Source organism: Pelagibacterium xiamenense, assembly GCF_021166475.1.
GTDB lineage: Bacteria > Pseudomonadota > Alphaproteobacteria > Rhizobiales > Devosiaceae > Pelagibacterium > Pelagibacterium xiamenense.
Window position 1 is genome coordinate 1,128,087 of record NZ_JAJOYS010000001.1, and the last position, 19,285, is coordinate 1,147,371.

Sequence of the window (19,285 nt, forward strand, 5' to 3'; positions counted from 1 at the left end):
CCTTGACCTGGGTCAAGCATAAAAATCGCAAATTAATGCTTGCAAAAAAATGCAAGCGTTATTACCTAGGCGATCAACGTAATCACCCGCCCCGCGAACACCCAAGTTCAGGACACACCAATGACAGCCAAACCGGAAGTCACGGGCTTTTTCGAACCCCGGACCTCGTCCATTCAGTATGTCGTCGCCGACCCGGAAACCGGGAAATGCGCCATCGTCGATCCGGTGCTTGATTACGACGAGAAATCGGCCGCGACCGGCACCAAGGAAGCGGACCGGATACTCGCGTTCATCGCCGACAAGGGCTACGAGGTCGAGTGGATTTTGGATACCCACCCACACGCCGACCATTTCTCTGCGGCACAGTATCTCAAGGAAAAGACCGGCGCGCCCACGGCCATTGGCGAGAAGGTGACCGAGGTGCAAAAGCTCTGGAAGGGCATCTACAACTGGCCCGAATTTCGCGAGGATGGAAGCCAGTGGGATAAGCTCTTCGCCGATAGGGAGACCTTCAAGGTCGGCAATATTCCCGCGTTTGTGATGTTCTCGCCCGGCCACACGCTGGCGTCGATCACCTATGTCGTCGGCGATGCAGCCTTCGTGCACGATACGCTGTTCATGCCCGATAGCGGTACAGCGCGCGCCGATTTTCCCGGCGGCAGCGCGAAAGCCCTCTGGCACTCGATCCAGGACATTCTGGCACTGCCGGACAAGACCCGCATCTTCACGGGCCACGACTACCAGCCCGGTGGCCGTGATCCGATGTGGGAGAGCACGGTCGCCGAACAGAAGGCCCAAAACATCCATATGGCAAAGCTCAAGACCGCAGAGGAATTCGCCGCGGTGCGTGACGCCCGCGACAAGACGCTGCCGATGCCCAAGCTGATCCTGCACGCCTTGCAGATCAACACCAATGCCGGCCGGCTCCCCGAGCCCGAAGCCAATGGCTGTCGCTATCTCAAGATCCCGCTCAACGCTCTCGGGGGCGCAGCATGGTAGGCCCGGCAATTCAAACCGAGCTGTCGCGCGAAACGCGAGTCATCAAGCAAAAGGTCGACGAGGCGTCGGCTTTTCTCAAGAAGCTCGCCAATCGCGACCGCCTGCTTGTCGTCTGCGCGCTGGTCGAGGGCGAAAGAAGCGTGCGCGAGCTCGAAGATCTGCTCGACATTCGCCAGCCCGGCCTTTCCCAGCAACTCGCGGAACTCCGCGCTGCTGGCATGATTGCCGGGCGCAAGGAGGGCAAGGCCGTGTTCTACAGCCTCGCCGATCCCAAGGTGAAGGCGATCATCGGCACGATGTACGACCTTTTCTGCGGCCCGAACGCCAACTGACGGGCGCCTCTGCCACACGAACTTCAAGGATATTGTCTTGACTGAATTTACACCGCTCTTGTCGCTCGCCGGCGGCGCGCTGATCGGGCTTGCTGCCGTCCTTCTTATGGCGCTGCACGGCCGTATCGCGGGCATGACCGGCATTCTGACTGCCGTTATTCCCCCGCTCTCTCCCGACTGGGGATGGCGCGCGGCCTTCCTTGCCGGCGCCATCGCCGCTCCGGTTCTGCTGGGCGCGGTCTTTGGTGACGTTGTTGGCTTCTCAAGTCCCGTTCCGGCGTCATGGCTGATCGCCGGAGGGCTTGTCGTCGGCGTCGGGGTCTATTTCGGTTCCGGTTGTACATCCGGCCACGGCGTCTGCGGCATCGCGCGGCTCTCGCCCCGTTCGATAGCCGCGACCGCGGTCTTTATGGTCGCGACCGCGATAACCGTCTTCGTGATACGCCACGTCCTGGGAGGTCTGTGATGCAAAAGGTTCTCTTCGCCGGTCTCATCGGCCTGATATTCGGCACGGGAATCGCGATTTCCGGAATGGCCAATCCGGCCAAAGTGCTCAACTTCTTCGATTTCGCAGGGACCTGGGACCCCTCACTGGCCTTTGTCATGGGCGCCGCGCTGGCTGTCGCAGCCATCGGGTACCATTTCGTTCTCAAGCGCCCGGCGCCGGTTTTGGACACAACCTTTCACCTGCCCACGGCTCGCCGGATAGACACACCGCTGATCGCAGGTGCGGCGATCTTTGGCGTCGGCTGGGGCATCACAGGGTTTTGCCCGGGCGGGGCCATTCCGGCGCTGGGCCTCGGCGAGCCCGACGCGATGATCTTCGTCGCCGCAATGACTGGCGGCATCGTTCTTGCGCGGTCCGCGAGGCTGGCATTCGCAGCGCGGGCGAATGCCCGTGACGCCTGATAACCCCTTCGTAAAACGCGAGAGGTAGCAATATGAAAATCAATAAAATCGACGACCGGTTCGCAACCACCGGGCAGATCACCCCCGAACACGTCAGCGAAATCAAACGCATGGGCTTTTCCGCCATTGTCTGCGCGCGGCCCGACAACGAGGAACACGGTCAGCCCGCGTTCGACGATGTCGCCCGTGCCGCAGAAACGCACGGCCTGCTTGCCGTTCACATTCCAGTCTCCGGCATGCTGACAGAGGGCCAGATCATTCGCTTCCATGAGGCGATGGCCGAAATCGAGGGACCGGTGCTCGGCTATTGCCGCTCGGGCGCCCGTGCCGGAAGCCTCTACGCGACACTCAACCGGTAGGGCGTGACGACGATGCTGGCAAAGTACGTCCCCATCCTCAATTGGGGCAGGGCCTATCGGCGGGATCAGTTCGGGCGCGACCTCATCGCGGCGGTCATCGTCACCATCATGCTGATCCCGCAGTCGCTGGCCTACGCGCTGCTCGCCGGTTTGCCGCCCGAAGCCGGGCTCTATGCCTCGATCCTCCCGCTTGTCGCCTACGCCATCTTCGGATCCTCGACGTCCCTCGCCGTTGGTCCGGTCGCCGTCGTCTCGCTCATGACGGCAACGGCGGTCGGTCGGCTCGCGGCGGAAGGTACCGCGGACTATGCGAGCATCGCCATGGTTCTGGCGCTGCTTTCGGGCGGAATACTGACCCTAATGGGCCTGTTCCGCCTGGGCTTCGTCGCCAACTTCCTCTCTCATCCTGTTATCGCCGGGTTTATCACTGCATCGGGCCTGATCATCGCAACGAGCCAGCTCGGCGGTCTTCTGGGCATTCCGAGCCGGGGTCACACCATGCCCGATCTCCTGGCATCGATCTGGGAGAACCTCGCGCGGTTCAATCCCTATACGCTTGCCGTCGGTGCCACCGCGTTGGCCGCGCTCGCCTGGATCCGCCTCGACATGAAGCGCCGTTTGACTGCGATCGGCGTACCTGTCGCCATTGCCACCTTCATGGTGCGGGCCGGCCCCGTCGCTGTCGTCCTTGCATCGATCGGGGCTTCCGCGGTCTTTGGGCTCGGAGAGCGTGGTGTCGCCCTTGTCGGGGATGTACCGCAAGGCCTGCCTTTGCTTGCGGTGCCGGGCATCTCGCTCGAACTCGTCACGGCTCTCATCGGCCCGGCATTGATCATATCGATTGTCGGCTTTGTGGAATCCATCTCCGTGGCCCAGACCCTCGCTGCTAAAAAGCGCGAGCGCATCGATCCCGATCAGGAGCTGATCGGGCTGGGCGCCGCCAACGTCGCGGCAGCCATCGGCTCGGGCTATCCGGTGACCGGAGGCTTCGCACGGTCCGTGGTCAATCACGACGCTGGCGCTGCAACCCCCGCGGCGGGGGCTTTCACTGCCATCGGCATTGCCGTCGCGACGCTGGCCCTGACCCCGTTCCTCGCGCTTTTGCCCAAGGCCACGCTCGCGGCAACCATCGTCGTCGCCGTCCTGTCTTTGGTGGATCTTTCCATTCTCAAAAAGGCGTTCAACTACGCGATGGCCGACTTCATCGCGGTCGCCACGACTTTGGGCGTCACCCTTGTCTTCGGCGTGGAGATGGGCATCTCGCTCGGTGTAGCCGCATCGATCCTGATCTTTCTCTACCGCACCTCAAGGCCGCACACGGCCGTCGTGGGGCGCGTGCCCGGCAGCGAGCATTTCCGCAACGTCCTGCGTCATAGCGTGGAGACCACGCCCGGCATCCTCTCCCTGCGCGTTGATGAAAGCCTCTACTTTGCCAATGCCCGGTTTCTTGAGGACTGCATATATGCGCGTGTGGCGGAGCATCCGGAAATCAGGCACGTCGTGCTGATGTGCCCGGCAGTCAACGCCATAGACATGTCAGCACTCGAGAGCCTCGAGGCGATCAACCAGCGCCTTGGTGACCTGGGCATTCGCTTCCACCTCACGGAGGTCAAGGGCCCCGTCATGGACCGGCTCGAACACTCGGACTTCCTCGATCACCTCACTGGGAAGGTGTTTCTCAGCCAGCATGCGGCGATTGCGGAGCTTTCCGGGGCAGGGGACGTCTAAGGCCGCGTGAGGCCACTCACATCCCATCCTAGCGGACCGGACAGGCTCTCGATGGAATCGTGGAGCACCTGCAAGGCATAATGCGGATTGTGGGCATAGGCGCCCGGATCGCCGGCAATGAACTTATAGTTGTATGCCGCCTTGAGAAGCCGGGGCGTCCATCCCGCAAAGCGAACAACATCTCCGTCGTCGGCCGTATCCGGTTCACCGTCAGCATCGGTGTCCGCGAAGAAGTAGGGAAAGCGGTTGCCGTTGTAAACGATCCCCTGACCGCTGATTTCGCGCGAATAGGCGACCATCGCCTCCATCAACCGCGTATGCAGTGCCGCGATTTCAACGGCTATGCCTTCGGCAGGATCGCCGTTGCCGTCGAAATCCGTCTCGGATGTGCGGATTGTCTCGGGATCGGCGGTCTCGTGGCACCCGATACAGGTCTCGGTTTCGACCATCAGGCTGTGCGGTTCGTGGCAGTCGATGCACTCCGAAGCCGGAGGTACATGGCCAAACCGGCCGGCATAATCTTTGCCGGGATATTGGTACGCGCCCTGCGCTTCGGCGCCAAGCTGGGTGGCAGCGGCGACGGCGTAGTGCGGGTTGATGAACGAAAGCTCGGGATAGATGGTATCCTCGTCGCGCTCCCCAACGGCGTTGGCGACCGACACGCCCGAGGCCCGGCCCTGGTGGCAGGTCGAGCAGGTCGCTGTGTTGCCTGAAATTGGAATTTCTGCACCCGAGCGGAAGGTCACGGTCGAAATCTCGCGGATGCCCTCGGCGTGGCAGGTGTCGCAATCGATTACGCCTCCTGTTTCCACTGGATGGTCGATGGTGCCAACCGTGCTGCCATCCAACCCGTAAAAATCGCGAAAGCCCTGACCGGAGTGGCACAACGCGCACGTACCGGGGATTTCTCCTTCATCATTCCAATGCGTGAAGGAAGGGGAGGTCGTGTCAGCATGGCTCGAACCGAGCCAGCTCTGGACGATTTGTGTCTCGGGTTCGGCCTGGGCGAACGCCGGACCCGGAGCCGCCGCAAGCGAGAAGGCGAGAGCGAAGATCGCGATCGGGTTGAAGCGCATGGCAATTCCCTCCAGTTCGGCCGAACCATTTCCCTTTGCCCGGTGCTTACCCGCACTTGCGTGCGCGCGCCTTGATCTCTGTCAATGAAGCTGCGGGAAGAGACCGCTAGAGACGGTCAAATAACCGCCCCGGAGCACCCCGCCATGCGTCTCAAATTCCGCAAGGGCCTGGATATCGGCATCCCCGGCGCGCCCCGCCAGGTGATCGACAGCACGATTCCGGTTGAGCGGGTCGGTGTGGTTGGCTCCGATTATGGCCCGGCCCGGTTCGACATCCTCGTAAACGAGGGCGAAACCGTTGAGCGGGGAACGCCTTTGATACGGGAGAGAAAGCGCCCCGATATTGCCGTGGCAGCGCCGGTTTCCGGCATGGTCGAGGAGATTGCGGTAGGCGCAAGGCGGCGGCTGTCCTCCATCGTCATCAAGACGGACGGCGATGCGGCGGTGGTGTTCAACACGGCCGATACCCAGATGCGGGAAGGCGTGCGTCGTCTCCTGCTCGAGTCGGGGAGCTGGACGTCTTTTCGCACTCGGCCCTTCGACCGCATCCCGGACCCGGATGCGGATCCTTCCGCGATATTCGTAACGGCGATGGATACGCGTCCCCATGCGGTGGATGCGCGAGTGGTATTCGAGCGCCATAACGACGACTTTGCGCGTGGCATCGCGCTGCTCGATCAGCTTACGCCAGCGCCCACCTACGTCTGCCACGCGCCCGAGATGCCCTTTTCATCGGCCCTGGGACGGGCGCTGCGCATCGAGGTTTCCGGATTGCACCCCGCTGGCCTCGCCGGAACGCACATCCATTATATCGCTCCGGCAACCCGCGCGAAGGTCGCCTGGCACGTTCACTACCAGGATGTGGTGGCAATGGGCTATCTCGTGCGCACGGGAACCCTGCCGGCCGAGCGCGTCATCGCGCTTTCGGGGCCCGGCCTCTCCGACCCGCGACTCGTTCTGGCACCATCTGGTGCCGACCTTGTCGAGCTCACCCGCATACACGCCACGCCGGGCGACAAACGTATTCTGTCCGGCTCGCCGCTTTGCGGACGGGAAGCCCGATTTCTCTCGCGTTATCACTGGCAGGCAAGCGTGATGCTGCGCGATACGGGCAAGGCGCCTTCCAACTGGATGATGGCCGCGCTCCGACACGCCGCGGCTCCCGTGCCGCTGATCCCGACGCGCGCGCTCGACTATGCCTTCGGGACAGATCTGCCGGTCGTCGCACTCCTGCGCGCCCTCAGCACCGGTGACACCGAGGGCGCCGAAAGGTTTGGCGCGCTTGAGCTCGCCGAAGATGACTTGGCGCTCGCGACCTATGTCACAGGCGGGACAACAGCTTTCGGCGCGCTGCTGCGCCGCATGCTCGACACGCTGGAGGCCGAGTGATGATCCGGGGTCTCTGGGAACGGGAAACCATCGCGCTTCTCATCCTCGCGGCCGCGCTCCCCGTCGGTATCGCTGGCGCGGTGGAGGGTGGATGGGCCTTCGCGACGACCTTCACGCTGGCGCTTGCCGTGCTCGCCTTCTGGCAAGGCGTATTCCTATTCGCCCGTGCCCAGCTCGCGACGGGAATTGGTGTACTCACCGCGCTCGCGGTCACCCTTTTGGGGCCGCAGGGTTTGGCGCCCTGGCAAATTATCCTCGGCGTGAGTTTTGGAGCGGTGATCGGCGAGCAGGTTTTCGGTGGCTGGGGTCGCAACATCATCAATACGGCTGTTGCTTCTCTTGCCTTCCTCTTTTTTGCCTTTCCCGAAGCGGTGACGCCGGAGCCGGGCTGGTTGATCGCCGTTTCGAGCGTGCCTGGGGCGGCTCTACTGGTCGTTCTCGGTGTCCTCGCCTGGCCAATTCCCGTCGGCGCCATCATGGGCATTGCGACCGTGGGCTTGTTGATGGGTGCAGACCTCTCCGTGCTTTTTTCTCACGGCGCCATCGTCTTTGGCATCGTGTTTCTCTCGGGCGACCCGGTGACCTCGAGCGCTACACCGGCCGGCCGCTGGGCCTATGGCGGTCTCGCCGGAGGCTTGGCGGGGCTGCTGGGCTGGGCCGCCTACGGTGTCGGCGCGCCCCAGACGATCGTTTTTGCGACATTGCTGGCCTCTCTCTTTGCCCCGCTCATCGACCACACCGTTATCACGATCAGTGCCGCTGCGAGAAAGAGACGCCATGGCTGAGTTCAGTCCCCTCACGCTTTGGCGTCGGATTCTTGCGCTGCCGAATGAAAGCCGGGCCAAAACGGTAGCCGTCGCTTTTATGGTCGCCCTTGTGTGCGCCGCGCTCGTTTCGGGGACGACGGTCGTTCTGAGACCTTTCCAGGACGCGAACCGCGCCGCCGAACGCCAGGAGCGGCTCGACGCGATGATGGCGGAGCTGCCGGGAATGGAGGACATCCTCGCCAGGTCGGGTGCCGACAGCCTCGAAGCGGTCATCGTCGACCTTGCGGCGGGCGCGGTTGCCGAAGGCGTTGACCCGGCCGTCTTCAACAGGGCTGCCTTTGCAGCCGACCCTGCAACCAGCACGGAACTGAGCGCGGACGACGACATCGCCGGGCTTGGACGGCGCTCGGATTTCCAACAGATCTACCTCCTTCGCGATGGTGACGATCTCCGCCTCATCCTCCTGCCGGTTTCCGCCGTGGGCTACGGCGGCCGTATCGAAGCGCTTCTGGCTCTCGAGGGCGACCTAAACACTGTCGCCGGGCTCTCGATCACCGGGCACAGCGAGACGCCGGGCCTGGGCGCCCGCATTGCCGAACCGGGATGGCAGGCGCTCTGGCCGGGCAAGGAAATCGCCGACGAAACCGGTGAAATCCGGCTCCACGTGGCGCGCGGCGGCGCAAGTTCGGTCTTCGAGATCGATGGCATCACCGGGGCTACGCGCACCGGCAACGCCGTCTCGAACATGATCACCTTCTGGATGGGACCGTTTGGCTACGGCCCCCTTCTCGATGCGCTCAGATCGGGGAGTTTCCGGCCATGACGTCCGCATTTCGGCGCCTTCTCGATCCGGTCATCGACAACAATCCGGTGACCCTCCAGATTCTCGGGATCTGTTCCGCCCTGGCGGTCACGACATCTTTGGCGACGGCGCTCACGATGAGCGTGGCGCTTACCGCCGTCCTTGTTGCCTCGAGTACCGTTATCAGTCTGATCCGGCGTCATATTCCCAACGCGATCCGTCTCATCGTACAGATCACGATCATCGCTTCGCTTGTGATTGTGGCGGATCAGATCCTCCAGGCCTTCGCGTGGCAAATGAGCCAGCGGCTCTCCATATTCGTCGGTCTCATCGTGACCAACTGCCTCGTTCTCGGCCGTGCGGAGGGCTTTGCAATGCGCAACGGCGTTGGCGCGAGCGCACTCGATGCGCTCGGCAACGGGCTGGGTTATTCGTTCATTCTCCTGATTGTCGGCGCCATTCGTGAGGTTTTCGGGACCGGAGCGCTCTTTGGGCATCCGGTTCTGCCGACGCTTGCTAAGGGCGGCTGGTTTACACCACTCAACCTCATGATGCTCGCTCCGAGCGCATTCTTCATTCTCGGACTTCTGATCTGGTTCATCCGGACGATCAAGGTCGAGCAAGTCGAGCACGAAGGCACCGCCATAATCAGTGCGGACGAGGCTCGAAAGCCATGATCGACCTCTTCGTCCAATCCACTTTTGCGGACAACCTGGCGCTTACGTTCTTCTTGGGATTGTGCACGTTCCTGGCGGTCTCGCGGCGCGTCGAAACGGCGGTCGGCCTGGGGATTGCCCTGCTGGTCGTGCAAACGATCACCGTCCCGGTCAACTACCTGATCTATGCCCATCTGCTCTCGGCGGGCGCGTGGGGCTGGTTGGGGCTCCCCGAGGTCGACCTCACCTTCCTGCGCTTTGTCGCCTTCATCGGTGTCATCGCGGCGATGGTGCAAATCCTTGAAATGGTGCTCGATCGCTACCTGCCGGCGCTCTACCGGGCGCTGGGCATTTATCTGCCGCTGATTACCGTCAACTGTGCCATTCTCGGCGGCAGCCTTTTCATGGTCGAACGGCACTATGACTTCACCCAGAGCGTTGTTTTCGGTTTGGGCAGCGGGTTCGGCTGGGCGCTCGCCATCGTCGGCCTTGCGGCTATCCGCGAGCGGCTCGTCTATGCCGATCTGCCCGATGGGCTCAAGGGGCTGGGGATAGCATTCATCGTTACCGGGTTGATGTCGATGGGCTTTGCGGCGTTTTCCGGGGTTGCGTTGCCATGACCGAAATTGCGCTTGCGACCGGCCTGACAGTTGTTCTCACTCTGGCGCTGACCGCACTCGTGATGGGCGCGCGGACGCTACTTAGCCCCGCTGTTTCTGCAACCGTTCGCGTGAACGGCGAACGCGAGATCGCCGCACTGACAGGCGTTAAGTTGCTTCCGACCCTTGCTGGAGCCGGCATACCCTTGCCGTCTGCGTGTGCGGGGGCGGGAACGTGCGGGCTGTGCCGCGTGCATGTCGATGCAGGCGGGGGAGATATCTTGCCCAACGAAGCAGCTCGATTTTCCCGGGCCGAAATTCGCGACGGGCTGCGGCTTGCCTGCCAAGTTGTCATCCGCGGCAACATGGTCGTCAGGGTGCCCGAGGATATTTTGGGAGCAGAGACGTTCATCTGCCGGGTTGCCGCGAGCACGATGCTGGCGCCGCTTGTCAAGGAAATCGTACTCGACGTCCCGCAGGGCCAGGATTTCGCCTTTCGTGCGGGACAATTTGTGCAGGTTACCGCACCGTCATATGCGCTCACCTTTTCCGACATCGCGGTGTCACCCGAGCATGCAGCGGTCTGGGACAAGCTGGGCTGGAGCCAGCTGAAGACGCGGGTCGATACGCAAACGACGCGCGCGTATTCCATCGCGAGCCGCCCCGGGGACAAGGGGAAGATCGTCCTCGATATCCGCCTCGCGGTCCCACCACCTGGCACCGGTGACGACATTCCACCGGGCAAGGTGTCCTCGTATCTCTTCTCGCTCGAGCCGGGAGACGTGATCGAGGTCTCGGGGCCGTACGGGACATTCTGTGCGCAAGACACCGAGCGCGAAATGGTCCTGATCGGGGGCGGCGTAGGCATGGCCCCGCTGCGCGCCATCATTCACGATCAGCTCGAGCGTGTCGGGAGCACACGCAAGATGAGTTACTGGTACGGAGCACGCAGCGCCTCGGACGTCTTTTATGCAGATCAGTTCGACACCCTCGCGGCCGCGCACGAAAACTTCTCCTGGACCGTAGCGCTCTCCGAGCCCAGGCCAGATACCGGCTGGCACGGTGAAACCGGCTTTGTCCATGACGTTGTCTGGCGCAAATACCTAAGCACGCACCCCGCGCCCGAAACCTGCGAATACTACCTGTGCGGTCCCCCGCTTATGATCGATGCAGTCCTTGCAATGCTCGACGAGGCAGGCGTTGAGCCAGAGTCGATCTTTAACGACGATTTTGGGAGCTAGACGATGCCGATCTCTCGACGTGAATTCCTGATGCTTTCCGCCGCTGCCGGCGGTGTCTGGGGCCTGCCGGTGCGCGCGGCCGAGACGCAGATTGTCGGTGGAAGCGCTTTCGGCAGTTACTGGCGGCTAACACTCGGGCAGGACGTCGATCCAGCGCCACTGGTGCGAGATATCGAGGCAATCGTGATCCGGATCGACCAACAGATGTCGCCATTTAGAAGTACGACCGACGTGTCGCGGTTCAACGCATCGCGCGGGACCGACTGGCACCCGGTTTCGGCCGATGTTCGCGCCGTCGCGGGCGCGGCACAGCAGATTTTTGCCCTGAGCGGGGGCGGCTTCGACCCGGGCGTCGGCCCGACCGTCGGGCGTTATGGCTTCGGCCCCATCAAAGGGGAGCGGCGGGGCGCCTTTGAGAGTCTCGAACTGCGCGAGGATGCGATGCGCAAGGGGGATCCCGCATTAACGCTCGATCTTTGCGGCATTGCCAAGGGTTATGCGCTTGACCTGATGGCGTCCGGGCTGGTGGCACATGGCGTAGTCGACTTTCATCTTGAATTGGGAGGGGAGGTCTTCGCCAGCGGATATCATCCCGGCGGTCGGCCCTGGCGGACGGCGGTCGAGGCTCCCGAGATCACCCATATTCTCGCGCTCGATGGCAAGGCCGTGGCCACCTCCGGGGATGGTGTGAACGGCTTTGCCGCCGGCGGGCGGCGATACGGTCACATTATCGACCCGGCGAGCGATTCTCCGGCCACCGGCAGCGTTGCGTCGGTCTCCGTGGTCGCCGACACCGCCTGCGCCGCGGACGCCTGGGCGACGGCGCTTATGGCGCTGAGGCTCGAGCGCGGCGCGGCGCTTGCCCAGGCACAAGGGCTGCCGGCGTTATTCCAGGTGCGCGACGGCGGGGGCCTGCGTGCCATTCCCGTGGGAGGGCTTGAAACCCACGTTGTCGGGGAGCTGGCATCATGATGACGTTCATCTTTACCCTTGGTGTTTTTGCGCTGTCCATCGCTGGCCTCGCCATCGGATTGTGGCTGGGCAGGGCGCCCATCAAAGGCTCGTGTGGCGGGCTCGATTGCATAAAAGGGGTTGATTGCGTGGCCTGTGCGAGACGCTCCGTCCGGGAGCGGCGGCTATGACACCGCCCGCCGGGACCATCGCGCGCTACATGACGACCGACGTCATTTCGCTTGCGCCCGATATCGAGATCAACCGCGCGATCGCTCTCCTGCTCACAAAGCGCATTTCGGGTGCGCCAGTGCTCGACCGCTCCCGCGCGCTTGTGGGCATCCTGACCAAAAAGGACTGCTTCAAGGCGGCGCTCAATGCGAGCTATTACCAGCAATGGGGTGGTCTGGTCTCGGACTATATGAGCGGCGATGTCGAAACGCTCGATGCGGAGCTCGATCTTATCGGCGCTGCACAGCGCTTCCTGACTAGCACCTACCGGCGTTTTCCAGTGATGAGGGAAGGGGAGATGGTCGGGCTATTGAGCCGGACTGACCTGCTCAGGGCCTTCAACGCAATGTGGTAGCAGCGGCCGCCGCGTCGGCCGGGGGCTGTACACCTCTCCGGGAATTTCCACCCCACGGTGTTCGAGCTCATCCCGACGATCCTGGGCGAGCTCGAACCCGTTAAGGTTTAGTCCGACCCCCGCACCACCGAACGGCCGCGCAGGACACCCTTCTGGATGGCGAAGACCACAATCCCGACACCAAGCCCCACCATGTCGGTGAGCCATCCGCCATCGATCATCGAGAGCGCCGCGATGAGCAGCACCGTCCGCAGGACGGGACCGATCTTGCCAAAGAAATAGCCCTGAACAGCCGCCGAGAGCAGATAGACGCCGATGGAGGCACTGATCACGACGTGTAGGATGTCGTACCACGCGCCCTGCATGAGCAACTCGTGGCTGTAAAAGAACATGAACGGCACGACGAACGCCGCGAGGCCGAATTTGAAGGCTTCGACCGACGTCTTCATCGGGTCGGAGCCCGAAAGTCCCGCACCGGCATAGGCGGCAAGCGCGACCGGTGGCGTGATGGCGGACATCACGGCGTAGTAGAAGACGAAGAAGTGTGCGACGAGGACGGGGATGCCCAACTGCACGAGCCCCGGCGCAACGACGGCGGCAGCGACCGCGTAGGCGGCTGTCGTCGGCATGCCCATCCCCAGGACGATGGAAATGCACATCGCAAAAAAGAGCGCGATGAACTGGTTCTGTTCGGCAATGCCCAAGAGGAGTGAGGAGAACCGTGCCCCAACGCCTGTCAATGCGATAACGCCGACGATGATGCCCGCCGCCGCACAGACCGCAACGAGCTGGATACTCATCTTGGCGGCGAGTTCGAGCGCACGGGCAAAGGCGACCGGGCCCATCTTGTAGGGCGTGAGCCAGGAAACAACCGCTGCCGAAGCCATCGCGAGCGTGCCGGCGCGGATGACCGAATAGCCCGAAAACAGCGTGTAGATCAGGATGATGATCGGCAAGAAGAGATAGACCTGTTTGACCAGAACCGCGAACTTGGGAAGTTCGGATTTGGGGAGGCCTTTCATGCCCAGCTTGGTCGCCTGCAGGTCCACCATGAAAAAGACCGAGGCGAAGTAGAGCAGCGCCGGGATGATCGCCGCGACGACGATCTCGGTATAGGGAATACCCGTTACCTCCGCCATGATGAACGCGCCGGCGCCCATGATCGGCGGGAGAATCTGACCCCCGGAGGATGCGGTGGCTTCGATCGCCGCCGCGCTGCGCGCGGGATAGCCGACCTTCTTCATCAGCGGGATCGTGAGCGAACCGGTCGCGACCACATTGCCGGCGGAAGTGCCGTTGATCATGCCCATGAGGCCCGAGGCGAACACCGCTACCTTGGCCGGTCCCCCTCGCCACCCGCCGGCCGCGGCGAAGGCGAAATTGACGAAATAATCGCCCACGCGCGAGGCCTGCAGGAACGCCGCAAAGGTGATGAAGAGGATGATGTAGGTCGAGGATACGGCGATCGGGTCGCCCAGGATGCCCTGGTCGGTGAAGATATAGGTGAAGAATCGCTCGAGAGAGTAGCCGCGATGGGTGAGAAAGCCCGGAAGCCACGGTCCGAGGAACGAATAGCCGATGAAGATGCCGGCGATGATGACGAGCGCCAGCCCGGCGACCCGGCGGGTCAGCTCGAGAATGAGCGCGACGCCGACGAGCGCGGCGTAAAAGTCAGCCGGCTGCGCGAGTGCCGTACCGGCGCGTAGACGGATCGGCTCGACGTTGAAAAGGATGTAGCCCATCATCGTCAGCGCCGCTAAGCCGAGCAGCCAGTCGGCGGCATAAACGCGGTGGGCGTCACGATCCGAGAAGAACCAGCCCGCGAGGATGGCGGCAGCGGTGCCGATGACGAGGGGAATACCGTAGGTCGCAAAAACGAAGGAATCGGGCATGCGGATACCCGCGGCCCAAAGCCCCAGCCAGGCATAGGCGACCATTATGAAGCCGTAGCCGATGCCAATCGCCGCGACCGTGAGCAGGCCCCATTCGATGGGCGAGCGCCGCACGCGTTCGGCGCGCTCTTCATGCGAGAGCGAGAGGGCCGAATAGATCAGGAAGCCGATGAACAGCCCGCCCGCAATGTGAAGCAGCCGGTAGGTCCAGGTTTCGAGCGGATAAAGGTTCATCACCGCGACGTGGAATGTCGTATAGGCCATGCACAGGACGGCAATGAGCCAGTTGAGCCGCCCGCGCGGCGCGCGCTGGTTGGTGGCGAGTGGTTCCTCGTCCACCCCCTTCGCGATCATCGGACCGGCATCGCCGTGCGATGCGGTTGCTTCAGTAGTCGACATGTCTGAAATCCTCCCGGGGGCCACGTGCCTCCGACCGGCGGCAATCTTGCCGCCCAACGTTTTCGCCCACGGATGGCGGCGTACCGCCACCCGCGTCTTCAGTCAGCGCCCTGTCAGCCGCGCAACTCGTCGGGGATTTCGATGCCGATTTCCTCGTAGTACCGCACCGCACCGGGGTGGAACGGGAGGAACGTATTCTTGTCGACATTCCCCGGGATCGTTTCTGCCGCGGTGGAGTGAATCTGCACCATGCGTTCTGTGTTTTCCATCACCAGCTTGGTGATCTCATACGCAAGGCTTTCCGGCATATCCTGGCTCGCCACCGCGAAGTTCCAGAGCGCGAGCGTCAATTGCGGATCGTCAAAGCCCTGATAGAGGCCGCCCGGAACGTCGAATGCCGCCAGTTCCGGCCGCTGCTGAAGCACCTGCCCGCGCTCTTCCTCGGTGAACCCGAAGATGTTGACGTCGTTTTCCGCCGCGATCTGGGCGAAGGCCGCAATCGGGACGCCGGCAGCGAAGGCGAAGGCATCGATCAGCCCGTCCTTCACCTGGCCGACCGCGTCGTTGGCGCCCGCATAGCTGATCTCGGGCGAAACGCCGAGGATTTCGAAAAAGCGTGGCCAGTAGGTCGCCGCGGTGCCGCCGGCGGGGCCGACAGCGACGCGCTTGCCGTCGAGGTCGTCGATCGAGTCGATGCCCGAGGACGCGAGCGCGACCGCCTGGAAGGGCGTCTGATACATCGGAAAGAGCGCGCGCAGATTCTTGTGCTCGAGCCCCGGAGCGAGTTCGGATTGGCCGGTCCAGGCTTCGTAAGCCGGGCCCATGGTGACAAGGCCGATCTGGTGGTCGCCGGTTTCAACCAGCGTGGCGTTCTGGACCGGGCCGCCGGTCACTTCGCCCGAGGCGTTGACGCCAAGCTCTTCGGTAATCAGACCGCCAAGGCCCGTGCCGTAAATGAAGTAGGTGCCGCCCTGGCTGGCGGTCCCGATCGTCAGGCTCGCCGGCCAGTCGGCCCGGTCGTCCTGCGCGACAGCCGGTGCCGCCACGAGCATCGACGCTGCCGCGATGGCAGCGAGAGTGGTAAAACGCATTGCGTCCTCCCCGTTGGGTTTTGCTTGTCGGTTTCAACCCACCCGGCACCGGATAACCTCCTCCGCGCCGAATGCGATGACCGAGAAGCCCCCAAGAACCCGGGGGGCGCAAGCGCCCAGGGCAAGTCACGCGACACTTTTTTCGCAAATCGCGCGGTCGATGTGTGGAAACGGTATCATGGACATCAAAGTGTGTGTGGGTTTCCACCCATCATTCGACTTCGGCGTCTGGTTCGAGGAGGAACTGACGACGATCGATGCCGTGCTTCTGCATCTTTTCGTAAAGCGACTTACGTGAGAGCCCCAGCGATTCATAGACAGGCTTGATCCGTCCGCCATGCGCGCGCAATGCGTTTTCGATAACGCCACGTTCGAAATTCGCTACCCGCTCGGCGAGCCGCTGGCCTCCATCCGGGGCGCTGCTTTCCTCGTTGGTGAAGGGGAGGCCGAGATCGAGCGCGTACCGGTCCGCAGCGTTCCTGAGCTCGCGCACGTTGCCCGGCCATTTGCGTTCGCTCAGCGCCGCAATTACGTGAGGCGGCACCGCTACAGGATCGCGTCGATAGCGGGACGCGGCCTCGGTCACCAACTGCATAAAAAGAAGCGGTATATCCTCGCGCCGGTCTTCAAGCGGCGGTACTTCGAGCGTGATGACGTTGAGCCGATAGAGCAGGTCGGACCGGAAACGGCCATCGGCGGCGTCTTTGGAGAGGTCCGTTTTCGAGGTCGCGAGGAACCGTACGTCGAGGGGCAGGGGCTCGTTGCTGCCCAGCCGCGTGATGACGCGCTCCTGAATGACGCGCAGCAGTTTGCCTTGTACGTCGAGCGGCATGGAGCCGATCTCGTCGAGCAGAATGGTGCCGCCCTGCGCGTGCTCGAACTTGCCGAACCGCGCGCGCATGGCTCCGGGAAACGCGCCGGCCTCGTGGCCGAAAAGCTCGCTTTCGATGAGATTGGCCGGCAGTGCGGCGCAGTTGATCGCAATGAACGGCTTCTGCGCCCGGCCCGAAAGGTCGTGTAGCGCGCGGGCGGTGACCTCTTTGCCTGAACCCGTCGGCCCGACGATGAGGACGTCCGCATCGGTCGGCCCGACCGTGCGGACTTTGCGCCGCAGATCGATCATTGCGTTCGACCGGCCCAGTATGCGCTGCTCGATGTCGTCGCTTTGCCCGGCGGCGGCGCGCAGGACGCGGTTTTCAAGCACGAGACGGCGATAATCGAGCGCACGGGCGGCGATTTCGGTGAGCTGGCCGCTGGGGAACGGCTTTTCAATGAAGTCGAACGCGCCCTCGCGCATGGCGCGTACGGCCAGTTGCACTTCCCCGTGGCCAGTAAAGAGGATGACGGGAATATCACGGTCGAGCGCATGAATGCGGTTCATCAGCGTGAGACCGTCCATGCCCGGCATGCGGATATCGGTGATGACGATGCCCTTGAACCCGAACCCCACAAGATCGAGCGCGCGCTCGGCCGTGGCAAGATCCTCCACGGAAAGCCCCGCCAGATCGAGCGCCTGCGCGGTCGACTGGCGCAGTTCGTCCTCGTCGTCGATCAGGAGAACTTTGCCCGCACTCATTGCGCCGCCTCGGCCAAAGCGTCCTCGGTCCGGGCAGGGGCCTCGGCCGCCACAAGCTCAACGGTGAAGACCGCTCCCCCGCCCGCATGGTTCGCAGCACGCAGTTCGCCGCCGAAATCCTTGACGATATTGTAGGAAATCGAAAGGCCGAGCCCCAGGCCCTTGCCCACGCCCTTGGTGGAAAAGAACGGGTCGAAAATACGTTCGTTGAGCCCTTCTGCTATGCCCGGCCCATGGTCTCGGATCGCGATTGTGACCGTTGTACCATCACCCCGAACCTCGATGTCGACGCGCTTGTTGTCGGTCTCGCTTACCGCGTCGATCGCGTTCGACAAGACGTTCACGAGGACCTGTTGCAGGCGGACCGGACCGCCGCGGGCATAAAGTGGCGTCTCCGGGAGGCTGGTCTCGATAGCGATCCCCGTCTGTTTCACCCGCCAGCCCATAATGTCGAGCGCGTCCGCGACAACCTGAGCGACCGGTACCGCAGAGAGCTTCTGATTGGGCTTGCGCGCGAAGTTCCTCAAATGGCGCGAAATCGCGCTCATACGGTCGATGAGCCCCGCGATGCGCGAGACGTTTTCAGCCGCGTCCGCGATCCGCCCGCGCTCGATCAGTACGTGTGTGTTGTCGGCATAATTGCGCGCGGCTGCGAGCGGCTGGTTGAACTCATGTGAGAGCGCCGCGGACATCTGCCCGAGCGCCGCGAGCTTGCCCGCCTGGATAAGGTCCGCCTGTGTCTCGCGCAGGCGGTCCTCGGTGGCGCGGCGCTCCGCGACTTCGCCCTCGAGCCGACGGTTGACGGCGGCAAGTTCAACGGTGCGCTCAGCGACCCGGTGTTCGAGCAATTCCCTGGCTTCACGCTGAAGTTCCATGCGCTCGCGCAGGCTCGCCCGACGCTGGAGATAGACGGCGACGCCAAGGGCCAATATCCCCACGACGAGAAGCGCCGCGATCACGGTGTTGAGTGCCTGCGCCCGGGCAGGGGCTGTGTCGAGCAGGACGCTCAGCGTCCAATCCGCTTCCGGCAGCGTTTGGCTGACAACGAGGTATTCCGCCGTTTCGTCGTTGCCCGAAATCGTCAGGAGTTCGCGGCCGTCTTCGGTAACCGCGCGCGAGACCGGCAGGTCGCGCAGCCGGGTATTGGCGTAGACCGTATTGTCGTCACCGGCCCGCTCGCCCCGGATGGGTCGAATGCCGGTGAACAACCATTCCGGCCGCCCGCTCATGAAGATCGTGCCTTCGGGGTCCGCGACGATGATCTCGTAGTCCGCGCCACGCCACCCGTCCTCAAGTGTGCCGGCGTCGACTTTGAACACCAGCGCGCCTTCGATTGTGCCGTTCACGCGGATGGGGGCGCCGAAGTAATAGCCGCGATCGCTGGTATCGGAGCTGAGTGCAAAGAACCGCTCTTCCCGTCCCGATATGACGTCCTGGAAATAGGGGCGATCATCGAACCGTTCGCCCGCGAACGATGTTGGCCCGAGAAAGTTGGACGCGGCAACCGTCGTGCCGTCCGGCATCAGCACATAGATCTGCGTTGCCTCGAGCAGCGCGTTGGTTTCCATGAGATAGATGTTGGCGGCAACCAGCGCCGCCGGGCTCTCGGGATTGGCAACGACCGCCTTGATGCTTTGCTGGCCGGCGATCAACTCGGGCAGCTCGAGATACCGCGCCATCTGCGCACGCAGCGCGGCGACCGCGAGCGTCACCGTGTTGCGCCCGCGCTCTGCGGCGGTTTCGAGATAGGCCCGGGTGGCATAGTCGCCACCGATGCTGCCTATGGCGATGACGAGTGCAAGCACGGCAACGCCCAGCCACAACCAGGGGCGCTGGAGATGGCGCAGAAGGTATGCAGGTGTGCCGGAGCGCCGGGAAATTGTCATTTCATCATCTTACTTGCGGCGCACGCACCGCGAAACGGTTTTGTGGG

The 19,285-nt window shown here is 63.1% G+C and carries 19 protein-coding genes; 14 read left to right on the top strand and 5 right to left on the bottom strand.

The genetic code is table 11. From position 1 onward, the window contains the following. Positions 1-120 precede the first annotated feature (120 nt). The 6 genes from LSG43_RS05555 to LSG43_RS05580 are packed head-to-tail and all read left to right on the top strand — an operon-like array spanning position 121 to position 4,327. Complete coding sequence (locus tag LSG43_RS05555) at positions 121-999, top strand: MBL fold metallo-hydrolase (protein WP_231801874.1); 879 nt, start codon at positions 121-123, stop codon at positions 997-999. Continuing rightward, a complete protein-coding gene (locus tag LSG43_RS05560; RefSeq protein WP_231801875.1) occupies positions 993-1,331 on the top strand; it encodes an ArsR/SmtB family transcription factor in 339 nt (112 codons plus the stop codon). Before LSG43_RS05555 ends, LSG43_RS05560 begins: the two co-directional genes overlap by 7 nt. Positions 1,332-1,368: 37 nt before the next feature. Further along, positions 1,369-1,797, top strand: coding sequence for a YeeE/YedE family protein (locus LSG43_RS05565; protein WP_231801876.1), 429 nt, complete (start codon positions 1,369-1,371; stop codon positions 1,795-1,797). Beyond that, positions 1,797-2,240: a DUF6691 family protein gene (locus LSG43_RS05570; RefSeq protein ID WP_231801877.1), complete on the top strand. Its 444-nt coding sequence runs from the start codon at positions 1,797-1,799 to the stop codon at positions 2,238-2,240. The genes LSG43_RS05565 and LSG43_RS05570 overlap by 1 nt, the downstream gene beginning before the upstream one ends. A gap of 32 nt (positions 2,241-2,272) precedes the next feature. Next, entirely contained in the window at positions 2,273-2,599 is a 327-nt protein-coding gene (locus LSG43_RS05575; RefSeq protein WP_231801878.1) for a protein tyrosine phosphatase family protein, read from the top strand. A 12-nt stretch (positions 2,600-2,611) separates the two neighbouring features. After that, positions 2,612-4,327, top strand: a complete 1,716-nt coding sequence (locus LSG43_RS05580; RefSeq protein ID WP_231801879.1) for a SulP family inorganic anion transporter — start codon at positions 2,612-2,614, stop codon at positions 4,325-4,327. On the opposite strand, the gene LSG43_RS05585 is transcribed toward LSG43_RS05580, so the two are convergent. Continuing rightward, positions 4,324-5,403: a cytochrome C gene (locus LSG43_RS05585; RefSeq protein ID WP_231801880.1), complete on the bottom strand. Its 1,080-nt coding sequence runs from the start codon at positions 5,401-5,403 to the stop codon at positions 4,324-4,326. The genes LSG43_RS05580 and LSG43_RS05585 overlap by 4 nt on opposite strands. A 144-nt stretch (positions 5,404-5,547) precedes the next feature. On the opposite strand from LSG43_RS05585, the gene LSG43_RS05590 reads away from it, so the two are divergent. The 8 genes from LSG43_RS05590 (at position 5,548) to LSG43_RS05625 (ending at position 12,394) form a co-directional block, all read left to right on the top strand. Further along, the gene (locus LSG43_RS05590) at positions 5,548-6,792 is read left to right on the top strand and encodes a hypothetical protein (protein WP_231801882.1); all 1,245 of its coding nucleotides are present in this window, start codon (positions 5,548-5,550) and stop codon (positions 6,790-6,792) included. Continuing rightward, positions 6,792-7,577, top strand: coding sequence for an RnfABCDGE type electron transport complex subunit D (locus LSG43_RS05595; RefSeq protein ID WP_231801884.1), 786 nt, complete (start codon positions 6,792-6,794; stop codon positions 7,575-7,577). The genes LSG43_RS05590 and LSG43_RS05595 overlap by 1 nt, the downstream gene beginning before the upstream one ends. Then, positions 7,570-8,382: an NADH:ubiquinone reductase (Na(+)-transporting) subunit C gene (nqrC, locus tag LSG43_RS05600; protein ID WP_231801886.1), complete on the top strand. Its 813-nt coding sequence runs from the start codon at positions 7,570-7,572 to the stop codon at positions 8,380-8,382. The genes LSG43_RS05595 and nqrC overlap by 8 nt, the downstream gene beginning before the upstream one ends. Beyond that, positions 8,379-9,038, top strand: a complete 660-nt coding sequence (locus LSG43_RS05605; protein ID WP_231801888.1) for an NADH:ubiquinone reductase (Na(+)-transporting) subunit D — start codon at positions 8,379-8,381, stop codon at positions 9,036-9,038. Before nqrC ends, LSG43_RS05605 begins: the two co-directional genes overlap by 4 nt. Beyond that, on the top strand, positions 9,035-9,637 hold the full coding sequence (gene nqrE, locus LSG43_RS05610; protein WP_231801890.1) for an NADH:ubiquinone reductase (Na(+)-transporting) subunit E: 603 nt from the start codon (positions 9,035-9,037) through the stop codon (positions 9,635-9,637). The genes LSG43_RS05605 and nqrE overlap by 4 nt, the downstream gene beginning before the upstream one ends. Further along, positions 9,634-10,857: an NADH:ubiquinone reductase (Na(+)-transporting) subunit F gene (gene nqrF / locus LSG43_RS05615; RefSeq protein ID WP_231801892.1), complete on the top strand. Its 1,224-nt coding sequence runs from the start codon at positions 9,634-9,636 to the stop codon at positions 10,855-10,857. Before nqrE ends, nqrF begins: the two co-directional genes overlap by 4 nt. Positions 10,858-10,860: 3 nt before the next feature. Beyond that, complete coding sequence (locus tag LSG43_RS05620; RefSeq protein ID WP_231801894.1) at positions 10,861-11,829, top strand: FAD:protein FMN transferase; 969 nt, start codon at positions 10,861-10,863, stop codon at positions 11,827-11,829. A 166-nt stretch (positions 11,830-11,995) separates the two neighbouring features. Next, positions 11,996-12,394, top strand: coding sequence for a CBS domain-containing protein (locus LSG43_RS05625; RefSeq protein WP_231801895.1), 399 nt, complete (start codon positions 11,996-11,998; stop codon positions 12,392-12,394). Between the two features lie 107 nt (positions 12,395-12,501). Here LSG43_RS05625 and LSG43_RS05630 read toward each other — a convergent pair whose 3' ends face one another. The 4 genes from LSG43_RS05630 to LSG43_RS05645 all read right to left on the bottom strand — a co-directional run bounded on the left by LSG43_RS05630 (position 12,502) and on the right by LSG43_RS05645 (position 19,238). After that, positions 12,502-14,685 (bottom strand): TRAP transporter permease, encoded by a 2,184-nt coding sequence (locus tag LSG43_RS05630; protein ID WP_231801896.1) that lies wholly within the window; start codon positions 14,683-14,685, stop codon positions 12,502-12,504. Positions 14,686-14,798: 113 nt separating this feature from the next. Continuing rightward, positions 14,799-15,776, bottom strand: a complete 978-nt coding sequence (locus LSG43_RS05635) for a TAXI family TRAP transporter solute-binding subunit (RefSeq protein ID WP_231801897.1) — start codon at positions 15,774-15,776, stop codon at positions 14,799-14,801. A gap of 211 nt (positions 15,777-15,987) precedes the next feature. Next, entirely contained in the window at positions 15,988-17,352 is a 1,365-nt protein-coding gene (locus LSG43_RS05640) for a sigma-54-dependent transcriptional regulator (protein WP_231801898.1), read from the bottom strand. Next, positions 17,349-19,238, bottom strand: coding sequence for a sensor histidine kinase (locus LSG43_RS05645; RefSeq protein ID WP_231801899.1), 1,890 nt, complete (start codon positions 19,236-19,238; stop codon positions 17,349-17,351). Before LSG43_RS05645 ends, LSG43_RS05640 begins: the two co-directional genes overlap by 4 nt. Between the last annotated feature and the right edge of the window lie 47 nt (positions 19,239-19,285).

Bases quoted from the DNA above. Each gene is read 5' to 3' on its own strand.
- LSG43_RS05555 (WP_231801874.1), top strand. From the start codon at position 121: ATGACAGCCAAACCGGAAGTCACGGGCTTTTTCGAACCCCGGACCTCG.
- LSG43_RS05560 (WP_231801875.1), top strand. From the start codon at position 993: ATGGTAGGCCCGGCAATTCAAACCGAGCTGTCGCGCGAAACGCGAGTC.
- LSG43_RS05570 (WP_231801877.1), top strand. From the start codon at position 1,797: ATGCAAAAGGTTCTCTTCGCCGGTCTCATCGGCCTGATATTCGGCACG.
- LSG43_RS05575 (WP_231801878.1), top strand. From the start codon at position 2,273: ATGAAAATCAATAAAATCGACGACCGGTTCGCAACCACCGGGCAGATC.
- LSG43_RS05580 (WP_231801879.1), top strand. From the start codon at position 2,612: ATGCTGGCAAAGTACGTCCCCATCCTCAATTGGGGCAGGGCCTATCGG.
- LSG43_RS05585 (WP_231801880.1), bottom strand. From the start codon at position 5,403: ATGCGCTTCAACCCGATCGCGATCTTCGCTCTCGCCTTCTCGCTTGCG.
- LSG43_RS05590 (WP_231801882.1), top strand. From the start codon at position 5,548: ATGCGTCTCAAATTCCGCAAGGGCCTGGATATCGGCATCCCCGGCGCG.
- LSG43_RS05595 (WP_231801884.1), top strand. From the start codon at position 6,792: ATGATCCGGGGTCTCTGGGAACGGGAAACCATCGCGCTTCTCATCCTC.
- nqrC (WP_231801886.1), top strand. From the start codon at position 7,570: ATGGCTGAGTTCAGTCCCCTCACGCTTTGGCGTCGGATTCTTGCGCTG.
- LSG43_RS05605 (WP_231801888.1), top strand. From the start codon at position 8,379: ATGACGTCCGCATTTCGGCGCCTTCTCGATCCGGTCATCGACAACAAT.
- nqrE (WP_231801890.1), top strand. From the start codon at position 9,035: ATGATCGACCTCTTCGTCCAATCCACTTTTGCGGACAACCTGGCGCTT.
- nqrF (WP_231801892.1), top strand. From the start codon at position 9,634: ATGACCGAAATTGCGCTTGCGACCGGCCTGACAGTTGTTCTCACTCTG.
- LSG43_RS05620 (WP_231801894.1), top strand. From the start codon at position 10,861: ATGCCGATCTCTCGACGTGAATTCCTGATGCTTTCCGCCGCTGCCGGC.
- LSG43_RS05625 (WP_231801895.1), top strand. From the start codon at position 11,996: ATGACACCGCCCGCCGGGACCATCGCGCGCTACATGACGACCGACGTC.
- LSG43_RS05630 (WP_231801896.1), bottom strand. From the start codon at position 14,685: ATGTCGACTACTGAAGCAACCGCATCGCACGGCGATGCCGGTCCGATG.
- LSG43_RS05635 (WP_231801897.1), bottom strand. From the start codon at position 15,776: ATGCGTTTTACCACTCTCGCTGCCATCGCGGCAGCGTCGATGCTCGTG.
- LSG43_RS05640 (WP_231801898.1), bottom strand. From the start codon at position 17,352: ATGAGTGCGGGCAAAGTTCTCCTGATCGACGACGAGGACGAACTGCGC.
- LSG43_RS05645 (WP_231801899.1), bottom strand. From the start codon at position 19,238: ATGACAATTTCCCGGCGCTCCGGCACACCTGCATACCTTCTGCGCCAT.